Consider the following 11527-nt stretch of genomic DNA (forward strand, 5'->3'; position numbering starts at 1 on the left):
GTGGGCTAGCGCATGTCCGGCAGACGCGCCTGGCTTTTCACTTCGCTCTGGGCAATGGCTTCGGCCGGCACCACGACTTTCGATTTGTTGAGCAATTCGCCCATGTTCGCCAGGATCCGGTACATCGAGAATTCCTCGGTGTAGCGCACTTCGGTGTAGCGGCGATTGGCGTTGTACAGCTCGTTTTCACTGTCCAGCACGTCGAGCAGGGTGCGTTGGCCAAGGCCGAACTGATCCTGATAGGCGGCGCGTACACGCATGGTGGTGTCGGCGTATTCGCGGGCGGTCGGGGTTTGTTTCTTCGCGTTGACCATGGCGTTCCAGGCCAGGGTGATGTTCTCGTTGAGGGTGCGCAGGGCGTTGTTGCGGATGTCCATGGCCTGGTTGATCTTGTGCGCGTCCGATTGCAGGCGCGCCTTGTCGCTGCCGCCGCGGAACAGGTTGTAGTTCATCACGATGCCCACGCGCCATTGGTTGTCGTGGCCGATGTCGCCCTGGATGTTGTCGTTGGCGCCGACGGCGGCCTCGGCGTCGAAGCGCGGGTAGAACGGCGACTTGGCCACTTCGTACTGACTCTCGGCGGACATTACGTCGGCCTGGGCGGATTTCAGGTAGGGGTTGTTTTCCATCATCGACTGCCGGGCATCGCCGAGGGTCTGTGGGACTTCGCCGCGAATCGACGGCAGGGTCTCAAGTTCGTCGGGCATGCGTCCCACGGCACTGAAGAAATTCGCCTCGGCATCGGCGAGGTCGACCTGGGCGGTGTCCAGGTTGTTTTCCGCCAGGGCGCGGCGCGCCTTGGACTGGTCGAGGTCGGCACTGCTGCCAATCCCGCGCTCGGTGCGCAGGCCGATCTGGTCGTTGACCCGCAAATGCGCCTGCAGGTTGTTGGTGGCCAGGGTCACCAACTCGCGGCGCTTGAGCACTTCGAGGTACACCTCAATGGTGCGCAGGGCCAGGCTTTCGGCCGTGCCGCGGGTGAAGTACGCGCGCGAATTGACGATCCCCTGGGTGCGCCCGACTTCGTTGGCGGTGTTGAAGCCGTCGAAGAGCATCTGCCGCATGCGCAGTTCCGACTGGGTGTACCACTGGGTCTGGGTGTTGTGGTTACCCAAGGCGCGGGTGCTGGAGTTGTCGCTGTAGCCACGGCCATAGCCGCCGAACAAATCCACGGCGGGGTAGTAACCACCCTTGGCGACCTTCACGTCCTCATCCGCCGACAGACGGTTGTTCTCACTGGCCAGCAGCTCCGGGTGGTAGTCCAGCGTGCTCTGGATGGCCTCGGTTAGGGACATGGCCTGGGCCTGCTGGGCACAGGTCGCAGCCAGTAAAACCGCGCTGCAGAGGGGGGTAAGGACGCGCATGAAGGACATCTCCCTGTTCACCAATGGTGCCTGTCTGTCGCCAATAATTTGGCGTTATTTTCGGCTAAAACCGTTTCAGCCTTGTAACAACAGAGCTAAGAACATCTGAGGCAGAAGCTAAGAAGAATTTCTCATAGGCCTTATGCCGAAAAAAACTTATGCGCTTCGCTGGATCCAGCACATTGTTCAGGGCACAAGCCTTGTATTCACGAGCTTTAGGGAGCTTTGCAAGGCCCGAAAAAGTTCCAGCACTTTTGCAACAGAGGGTGGAGAAACGTTGGAGGGGAAGGAGGCTGAGCGGTTTTTGAACGACAAAATATTGTCGTTCACCGTCGGCCGCCCTCGCAGGCAACCTGAACTGCGCTGAGTGAATGATTTCATTCAAGTTTGTCCCGCAATAAGGACCTCGCCTGCGTAGGGCACGCGCGACCCGATCGTCGTCAGGCAAGGGCTTGCACCTTGAAGTGCAAGTGCTGCCAGGCCGAAGGTCGGCGAGGCGACCCGGTAGTGCCCTGCCAGTTTCTGCGCGCAACCCAGGTGCCGATGGATGTCGGCGGCGGAGGACTTCACATGGCAAGGCTCATCGGAATCGTCAGCAAGGTCGTGGGTCAGGTGTTCGCGCAGGCGGGTAATGGCACCCGCCGCGTCCTGACCGAGGGGGACCGGTTGTACGCCGGTGAGCAGTTGGTGACAGGCGCCGCCGGTGCCGTCGCCGTGCACCTGCAAAACGGCCAGGACCTGACGCTGGGGCGTGGCAGCAGCCTGCACATGAATGATTCATTGCTGGCCAGCCAGCCGGCCCATGTCGACAGCTCCGCAGGCACGGCACCCAGCCAGGCGCAATTGACCGATGTCGAGCAATTGCAAAAAGCCATCGCCGCCGGCGTCGATCCGACCCAGGCCGCTGAAGCCACCGCGGCCGGCCCCAATGGCAGCGGCGCACCCGGCGACGCCGGTGGCGGTCATTCATTCGTGTTGCTGCAGGAGACGGCGGGGCGGGTCGATCCGGTGATCGGTTTCCCTACCGCCGGTTTCAATGGCATTCCCGAGTTCGTCTTCGGTTGGCGCGACGGCACGCCGGATGGCGATGGCGCTGACAATGCCGCTACTCCTGGTACACCGGGTACACCCTCGGTCAACCCACTGTCGCCCGAAACACCCAACCCTCCTGGTCCACCGCTGGTTCCGGAAAACCATCCGGTCACCCTGACTGGCCTATCGGTGGTGGGCGGTGAGTTGACCCTCAACGAAGCCAACCTGGCCAACGGCTCCGCCAGCAATCCCGGCGCCCTGACCCAGAACGGCACCTTCAGGGTGTCGGCGCCGGACGGTCTGCTGACTTTGAGTATCGGCGGGATGAGCATCGTCAGTGGTGGCACCGCCACCGGCTTCCCGCAGTCGATCACCACCGGCCTGGGCAACACCCTGACCATCACCGGCTACGACCCGGCCACCGGCATCGTCAGCTACAGCTACACCCTGGTCGGCAATGAAAGCCACGCTGCAGGCGATGGCCTGAACAATCTGAGCGAACACTTCAGCGTGATCGCCAGCGACACCAATGGCGATTCAGCCAGCAACACCCTGGACATCAACATCACCGACGACGTGCCCCAGGCCTACGACGACAGCAATGGCGTCGCCTCGGAAACCCACCTGACGCTGACCGGCAACGTGCTGGACAACGACACTCAAGGCGCCGACCGGGTGCCCAGCGGACCGATCACCCCCGGCACTTTCAACGGCACCTACGGTACCCTGGTACTGGCCGCCGACGGCTCCTACACCTACACCCTGCACAGCAACGATCCGGCGTTCATCGGGCTCAAGGGCGGTGGCAACGGCAGCGAAACGTTCACCTACACCCTGACCGATGCCGACGGCGACAGCAGCAGCGCCAAGCTGGTGCTGAACATTCACAACAACGACGACCCGGTAAAACTCGATGGCCTGACCCTTGAAGGCGGTGAACTGACCGTCTACGAAAAACACCTCGGCACCGGCAGCGATCCCGCTCCGGGCGCACTGACGGTCAACGGCACCTTTACCGTCACCGCCCTCGACGGCTTGCACAGCCTGACCGTCGGCAGCCTCAACGTGATGACCGCCGGCATCACTGCCGGCTTCCCGCAAACCCTGACCACCGCGTTAGGCAACACCCTGACCATCACCGGCTATGACTCGGCAACCGGTGTGGTCAGCTACAGCTACACCCTCAACGGCAACGACGCCCACCCGAATGCCAACGGCGCCAACAGCCTGAGCGAACATTTCACGGTGACCGCCACCGACGTCGACGGCAGTACCAGTAGTGCCTCGCTGAACGTCAATGTGGTCGATGACCTGCCCGATGCAGCCGATGACAGCAACCCTGGCGTGGCCTCGGAAACCCAGTTGACCCTGGTCGGCAATGTGCTCGACAACGATCAATTGGGCGCCGACCGCGTGATCGGCGGCCCGGTCACCCCCGGCAACCTGGCGGGCACCTATGGCCATCTGGTGCTGGCAGCGGACGGTACTTACACCTACACGGTCGACACCAGCAATCCGGCGTTCCTCGCGCTCAAGGCCGATGCCCACGAAGTCTTCACCTACACCATCACCGACTCGGACGGCGACACCAGCAGTGCCACCCTGACTCTGACGGTGCACAACAACGACGACCCGGTGCTGATCGATGGCCTGAACGTTTGCGGCGGTGAACTCACCGTTTACGAGCGGGCCTTGAGTGACGGTTCGACCCCGGGCACTCCGGCGCTGACCCAGAGCGGCACTTTCACCGTCACCGCACTCGACGGCGTGCAGAACCTGAGCGTAGGCGGCTTGAATGTGGTGACAGCGGGCGTCACCGCCGGCTTCCCGCAAACCCTCACCACCTTCCTCGGCAACACCCTGACCATCACCGGCTATGACTCGGCGACCGGCGTGGTCAGCTATAGCTACACCCTCAATGACAACGAAAATCACCCCACTGCCAACGGCGCCAACAGCCTCAGCGAACACTTCACGGTCACGGTGACCGACAGCAACGGCAGCACCGCCAGCGACTCGCTGGACGTCAATATCATCGACGACCTGCCGACCGCCAACGCCGATTGCGCCACGGTATTCGAAGGCGCGACGGTGAACATCGCGGTGCTCGGCAATGACAGCAACGGCGCCGATGGTGCGGCCGAGGGCGGCGCAGTGGTCGGCGTGCGCGCCGGTGGCAACACCGCGACCTCGGTGATCGGCGGCCTCGGCGATCAAATTCAGGGTGCCTACGGCTACCTGACCCTGGATGCTGCCGGCAACGCGGTCTATCACAGCACCGCCAACGGCGTTTGCCCACCGGGTGCGACCGACGTGTTCACCTACACCATCCGCGACGGCGACGGTGACGAGAGCACCACCACCATCACCATTAATGTCACCGACAGCGGCCTGCACGCCTGTGTCGACTCCTGTTTGACGGTGTTCGAGAAAGGCCTGGACCTGAACAAGGACGGCCAGGACCTGGCGGCGGGCACGGTGATCGGCAGCGATCCGACCTCCACCAGCGAAACCGCCCACGGCAACCTGGCCGGTTCGGTCGGTGGCGGCAGTGGCCCGCTGACCTTTACCCTGCTCGGCAGCGCCACCGGCACTTACGGGCAGATCCTGCTCAACCCGGACGGCACTTACACTTACACCCTGACCTCGGCGCCGAAAACCGTACCCGGCGGCAATGACGGCGCCAACCTCATCACCGAGACCTTCAACTACAAGGTCACCGACGCCTTGGGCAACAGCACCACCAGCAGCATTGTGGTGAACATCGTCGACGACGTGCCGCAAGCCCAGCATTCCGAACGTTTTGCTCCGGCGGGTGAAATTGATACCAACCTGCTGCTGGTGATCGATGTGTCCGGCAGCATGGCCGACTGCTCGGGTGTCGGCTCGCTGTCGCGCCTTGAATTGGCCCAGCAGGCGATCAGCGCCTTGCTCGACAAATACGATGCACTGGGCGACGTCAAAGTGCAGTTGGTCACGTTCAACGGCGATGCCAGCGGGCAGAGCGCATTCTGGGTCGACGTGGCCACGGCCAAGTCGATCATTGCCTCGTTGACCGCTGGCGGCGGCACAAACTACGACGATGCCCTGGCCGCGGCCAAGCTGGCCTTCGGTACCGAGGGCAAACTGGTCGGCGCGCAGAACGTCGGCTACTTCTTCTCCGACGGCAAACCCAACGTGGGCGGGCAGATCGACCCGGCAGACGAGGCAGCGTGGAAAGCCTTCCTCGATGCCAACGGGATCAAGAACTACGCGATCGGCCTCGGCGGTGGCGTCGATGCCTCCCATCTCAATCCGCTGGCCTACGACGGCAGCAACCACGTCGACACCGATGCCCATCTGGTCACCGACCTCAACCAGCTCAATTCGGTGCTGACCGGCACCGTGGTCGGCGTGCCGATCACCGGCTTGCTGATGGGCGACGGCGGTGGTTTCGGCGCCGATGGTGGCTTTATCAAAACCGTCATCGTCGAAGGCACCACCTACAGCTTCGATCCTCGGGGCGACAACAATCACGGCACGCTGTCGGTCATCGAAGGCTTCAATCGCGGGGTGTTCAACACCCTCGACAACAGCCTGACCATCAGCACCCTCAAGGGCGGCGTGCTGGTGATCAACCTCGACACCGGCGAATTCACTTACACCTCGCTGAAAGCCACAGCGGTCGAGTTGACCGAGCAGATCGCCTTCACCGCCAGCGACTACGACGGAGACCTGGCCAGCCGCACCCTGAACATCAAGGTGGTGCCCAACACGGCGCCGGTGGCGGTGGATGATCATGTGATTACCAACATTCTCTCGAGCCATATCACGGTGCCGGCCGCGGCACTGTTGGCCAACGACAGCGATGCCAACGGCGACCCACTGACCGCCAGCCCGAGCACCTTCAACACCGGCTGGATCGCCAAGGGCGCGGACTTCACCGGCAGCGGGGCGATTGATTTCAGTGCGCCTCAGAACATCTCCGCCAACCGCAATCTGGCAGATGTGCGTGGCGCCTTTGCCGCCGATGCCGCAGCCATGACCGCCTTGCTGGTGATCAGCGGTTTCCTCGGCCAGGTCAGCAACAGCAGTGCCAACGACGAGGACATGATTACCGTCAACCTGAAAAAAGGCGAAACCCTCAACCTCGATCACAACCTGGCGGCCGGTCATATCGGCATGGAGTACTCGCTCAATGGCGGTGGCTTCCTCGGGATCGACAACGACGGCACCCTGGTTGCCAACGAAGACGGCAGCTACCGGATCCACATCAGCAACCTGCACAACCCCGACGGCAGCCAACCGAATGCCGCCGAAAGTTATCAGTTGAGCATGACCCTCAACTACGCCGGCGCCCACGAAAGTTCGCCGGACTTTGTCGGCAGCTACAGCGCCAGCGACAACCACGGCGGCAGCGACTCGGCGGCAGTGAGCATCAGCTACCAGCAAGGCCAGACGCTGACCGGCACCGCCGGCGACGACGTGCTGTTGGCCGGCAATGGCGACAACGTCCTCAACGGCGGTGACGGCAACGACGTGCTGACGGCGGGCAACGGTAACAACGCACTGCACGGCGGCGCGGGCAACGACCTGTTGTTCAGCGGCCTGGGCAACGATTTGCTGGACGGTGGCGATGGCATCGATACCGCCAGCTATGCCCATGCGACTGCCGGCGTGACCGTCAACCTCGCCCTGCCAGGGGCGCAGAACACCGTGGGGGCGGGAGTCGATACCCTGGTCAGTATCGAGAACCTGACCGGCTCGAACTGGAACGACACGTTGATCGGCAACGACCACGACAACCTGATCATCGGCGGCCTGGGCAACAACACCCTGACCGGCGGTGGCGGTGCCGACACCTTCAAGTGGCTGGCCGGCAACAGCGGGCATGATGTGGTCACCGACTTCACCCCCGGTACCGACAAGCTCGACCTGTCGCAACTGCTGCAGGGCGAGCATGCCTCGTCAACCTCGCTGGATGACTACCTGCATTTCAGCGTCAGTGGCAGCGGTGCGTCGCTGGTCACCAGCATCGATATCAAGGCCACGGTCGGCGCGCCGTCGACCCAGACCCAGACCATCGACCTGGCGGGGGTCAACCTGGCCGATCACTACGGCGTGACGCCGGGGGCGGGAGGGGTGATTGCCGGCGGCCACGACACCGCGACCATCATCAACGGCATGCTCAATGACCATTCGTTGAAGGTCGACACGGTCTGAGGATCAGTCGTCCGTGGCGCGGGAAGCAGCTCCCGCGCCACACCTTCACTGTTCGCCAGGCACCGGTTGCGGCGCACCGATCAAGCGTCCCATCGCGCCAAAAATCCCCAACTCCTTGAGCGCCTCCAGCTCACCCGCGGTCTCGACCATTTCCGCAATCAGCGGCAGGTCGATGCTGTGGGTGGCGCGATAGATCGCTTCGATAAACAGTCTCTTGTGGCTCTGCGTGTCGATGCTGCGAATGTAGCTGCCGTCGATTTTCAGGTAGGCCAGGCCGAGCTGGGTGAGGTTGCCGATCTGGCTGAAGCTGCCGCCGAAGTGCTGCAGGCCGATGCGATATCCGGTGTCGCGCAGGCTCAGGCTCAACTGGCGCAGGTCTTCGGGCGGCGGCAACTGGTGCTCGTCGATTTCCAGGGTCAGCAGCGGTGCCAGGTCTGGCAGCGCGTTCAGCGTGTCGAGGATGATCCGCAGTTGCGTGGCGTCGCGCAGGGTGCTGCCGGACAGGCTCAGGGCCAACGGCTGGCGGTGTTCGGCGAGGTATTCGAGGGTGTGTTCGAGCATCGCCAGGTCGAATCGAGCCGACCAGCCCAGGCGTTCGATCCAGGGCAGGAAGTGCCCGGCGGCAATTGTTTCGCCCTGCGGGTCGAGCAGGCGCGCCAGGACCTTGTGGTGCAGCAGTTGGCTGGTGTCGGCGCAGTCCACCACCGGCTGGAAGTACAGCTGCAGCTTGCCGTGGGTCAGGGCGTCGTCGATCCAGGCGCGCCAGTCGTGGGCGTTCTGGGTCGGCGCGGCCCGTGATTGCTCGAGATAGACCCAGGGTCGCTCCGGTTGCAGTTGCGCCTGGGCCAGGGCCTGGTCCAGGCGCATCAGCACCGTGGCAGCGGTTTCCCCCGGAATGTAAGGCACCACGCCGAGATGGGCGACGGGCATGCAGTCGCTGGCACCGGTCAGGCGCAAGTTCTCCAGGGTGGCGCTGATTTCCCCGGCCAGGCGGGTCGCTTCCTGGTTGTCCAGGCCCGGGGTCAGCAGGCTGAACTCGCCGCCACGGTTGCGCGCGGCCAGCCAGGCATGACGCTCGGGTGGCTGGGTGAGCCGCTTGAGCAACTGGCCGATCTGGCTGATCAGGGCGTCGGTGGCCTGGCCACCCTGGCGCTGGTTGAGGCCGCCCAGGTCGTTGACCCGGAACATCAGCACATGCCCGGCACTGCTTTGTTCGCCGGGCAGCAACTGGTCGGCCAGTTGTTCATCGAGCAGGCGCCGGTTGGCCAACCCGGTCAGCTCATCCTGATAGGACGCGGCACGCAGTGTCTCGCTGCGCGCGGCTTCTTCGACGAACAGTGCCTTGAGCTTCTCGACCATCTGGTTCATTGCCAGCACCACCCGTTTCAGCTCCGGCGTCCTGGGCAGTTTCTTCACGCTGCGAAACTCGCGCTGGCTGATGGCGTGGGCCTGCTTGACCAGACTGTCGAGTGGCCGCAGTTGACGGCGCAGCAACCAGCCACCGAACACCGCGCTGAGCAAGCCGCACAACAGCAGCCAGAGCAGGCTGCCGACGCTGCTGTCCCAGAGCTTGGCGAGGGCGAACTGGGGATTGCTCTGCACTTCGACCCGCGCCGCCTGTTCCCAGCCGCGCATGATCAGCGCATCACCGCCTTGCGGTCGCAGGTCCACCAGTCTGACGAACCAGGCGGGAATGCCTTCAGCGGTGGCGTGGGTGCTGCGTTCCACCAACAGGCGCTCATCTTCGATAGCGATCACCCGGATGCTGGAGAAGTAGCCGCTGTCGAAGATTGAGCTGACCATCAGTTCGGTCATGGCCGGGTCGTCCAGTTGCGTGGTCAACGACAGGCCCAGTGCCGTGGCGGCGTCCTGGGCATGGGAGCGCAACTGGCCGAGCATCTGTTCGCGCGAACTCTCCAGGCCGACAAAAAAACTGCCGCTGAACGCCACCAGCAGGAACAGGCAGATGGCGAGGAACAATTGTTTGAGTAGGGACATGTGACGCTCCTGTGCTCGTCAGTCTCAGCCATCGCCCACGGCAAAACCCTCGGCCTGCATCTTGCGCAGCACATCCTGCCAGCGTGACAGGCGCTTGGCGTCGCCCTTGCGCTGGCCGCCATTGGCCCCCGGCGTGTACAGGCCTTCGGCATTGAAGGCGTACACCGGCAGCAGGTCCTTGCGTTGCGAAGCGGGACGGATCTCGCCGATCAGGTTGTCGAGGACCAGCGGGTCGGCCGTGGGGCTGGGGTAATACGTCAGGACCATATGGGCCTGGTTCTGGGTCAGCGCCTTGACGTAGGTGATGCGCAGTTTTTGCGCAGCGACGCCGAGTTGGCGCAGGCTGAAGTATTTGGCCAGGGCATAGTCCTCGCAGTCAGCGGCGCCCTTGACCAGCGCTTCGACCGGGGTTGCCCAGTAATCGATCTGCTGCCAGACGCGGCTGTCGTCGCGAAAGCTCAATTGCTGGTTGAAGAAACGATTGACCGCCGTCAGTTGCTCGCGTTCGGGTTGTCGGGCCTGGCTTTGCAGCATCTGGTTCCACGCCTCAATCCGTCCCTGGGCACTGCCCAGGGGGCCATAGCGTTGTTCGGCCGTGGCCAGGATGTCAGCGAAATTCCAGTTCGCCCGAACCGCACCCAACCCTGATAGCAGAAAAACACCGAGTAGCAGCCATCCGCCGAGCCGCAATCGGAGCGTTGACCATCCTGGACTTCGCGGGCGACGAGGCATGCCGGGCTGCTCACATGCAGATCTGTGGAGTCTAGGCGCTGTGGGGCAAAAGGCCGGGCGAATTGTCGCGCAGGGTGCTCAGGGTTTTTCCAGGGTTTTCTGGCGCAGGATGTACACCGTCACCAGCACCGCGCTGGTCAGCATGAAGCCGCGGGCCCAGGGCAGGGGCACCAGGTAGCAGGAAAACAGGATGCTCAGCCACATCAGGCCAATGGCGTAGACCTTGCCCTTGAGGGGAATGCCGTTGCCGTCCAGGTAGTCGCGAATCCACGGGCCGAGGCGCGGGTGCTCCACCAGCCATTGATAGAAACGCGGCGAACTGCGGGCAAAGCAGGCGGCGGCGAGCAGCAGGAAAGGGGTGGTGGGCAGGACGGGCAGGAAGATGCCGATCACTCCCAACGCTACGCTCAACCAGCCAATGGCCAGGAGGACGTAGCGCAGCATCAGGGAGCGGTTGCCTATGGGATCAGCCACAGGCAGGAACTCAGTGGTGACGAGGCTTGAGAATCGCCGGTTTTTCGTCCGGGGCGTTGCACAGCAGGTACAGCGCGGTCAGGGCTTCCGGGATCTGCACGATCATGTCGTCCATCAGATTGGCGTCGGAGGCGATGTCGGAGAACTCCGGTTGCTCGTCGAACAGGCCGGAACCGACCATGATCGGCAGCAGCATCTCGCTGACTTCGTCTTCGGCGGTTTCGAACCAGGCTTCTTCACGCAGGAACACGCCCTCCATGAAGCCGATGCACCAGCCGCGCAGTTCGGAGTCGTCCGGGTCATCGCCGAGGTCGAGGTCGCACGGCAGCTCGAACTCTTCATCGGAAGCCAGTTGGCGGGCGATGTGGGCCTTGAGGCCGATCAGCGTGGCTTCGATTTCTTCACGCTGGGCGTCGCTGCTGTAGTGCGGCTCTTCGGCGAACAGGGCGTCGATCCACTCGCGGTCCGGTACGGTTTCGGCACAGATCGACAGGGCGGTGAGGTAGCCATGCGCGGCCACGTAGTCCAGCGCCTCGTCATGCAGCTCGTCGGCGTCGAGGAAGACTTGCAGGCGGGTTAGTTGCTCAGCGAAGGACATTGGGAGGGCTACCTTGGGAATATACGATGCCCAAGTTTAGGCGTTCTTGAGCGCCCAAGCCAGCCGCGTGGCGGATTTGCCGGTAATCCGCTGCCGGTTGCGGGCAGCCAGGGGACTATTCGTCAGT

General features: G+C 63.3%; 6 protein-coding genes. 1 reads left to right on the forward strand and 5 read right to left on the reverse strand.

The genetic code is table 11. The annotated features are described in order from the left end of the window. Positions 1-5 precede the first annotated feature (5 nt). Complete coding sequence (locus ACZYR5_RS18375) at positions 6-1364, reverse strand: TolC family outer membrane protein (protein ID WP_489090919.1); 1359 nt, start codon at positions 1362-1364, stop codon at positions 6-8. A gap of 570 nt (positions 1365-1934) precedes the next feature. Here ACZYR5_RS18375 and ACZYR5_RS18380 point away from each other — a divergent pair. Continuing rightward, complete coding sequence (locus ACZYR5_RS18380) at positions 1935-7598, forward strand: retention module-containing protein (protein WP_489090920.1); 5664 nt, start codon at positions 1935-1937, stop codon at positions 7596-7598. 45 nt (positions 7599-7643) lie between these two features. Here ACZYR5_RS18380 and lapD read toward each other — a convergent pair whose 3' ends face one another. The 4 genes from lapD to ACZYR5_RS18400 all read right to left on the reverse strand — a co-directional run bounded on the left by lapD (position 7644) and on the right by ACZYR5_RS18400 (position 11400). Continuing rightward, on the reverse strand, positions 7644-9596 hold the full coding sequence (lapD, locus tag ACZYR5_RS18385; RefSeq protein ID WP_489090921.1) for a cyclic di-GMP receptor LapD: 1953 nt from the start codon (positions 9594-9596) through the stop codon (positions 7644-7646). A 24-nt stretch (positions 9597-9620) separates the two neighbouring features. Continuing rightward, complete coding sequence (gene lapG / locus ACZYR5_RS18390) at positions 9621-10328, reverse strand: cysteine protease LapG (RefSeq protein WP_489090922.1); 708 nt, start codon at positions 10326-10328, stop codon at positions 9621-9623. Positions 10329-10406: 78 nt separating this feature from the next. Continuing rightward, positions 10407-10772 carry a YbaN family protein gene (locus ACZYR5_RS18395; RefSeq protein ID WP_489091220.1) on the reverse strand — a complete coding sequence of 122 codons (366 nt, stop codon included), beginning with the start codon at positions 10770-10772 and terminating at the stop codon, positions 10407-10409. A gap of 40 nt (positions 10773-10812) precedes the next feature. Further along, positions 10813-11400, reverse strand: a complete 588-nt coding sequence (locus ACZYR5_RS18400; RefSeq protein ID WP_489090923.1) for a UPF0149 family protein — start codon at positions 11398-11400, stop codon at positions 10813-10815. Between the last annotated feature and the right edge of the window lie 127 nt (positions 11401-11527).

This window comes from Pseudomonas sp. F007 (assembly GCF_057814275.1).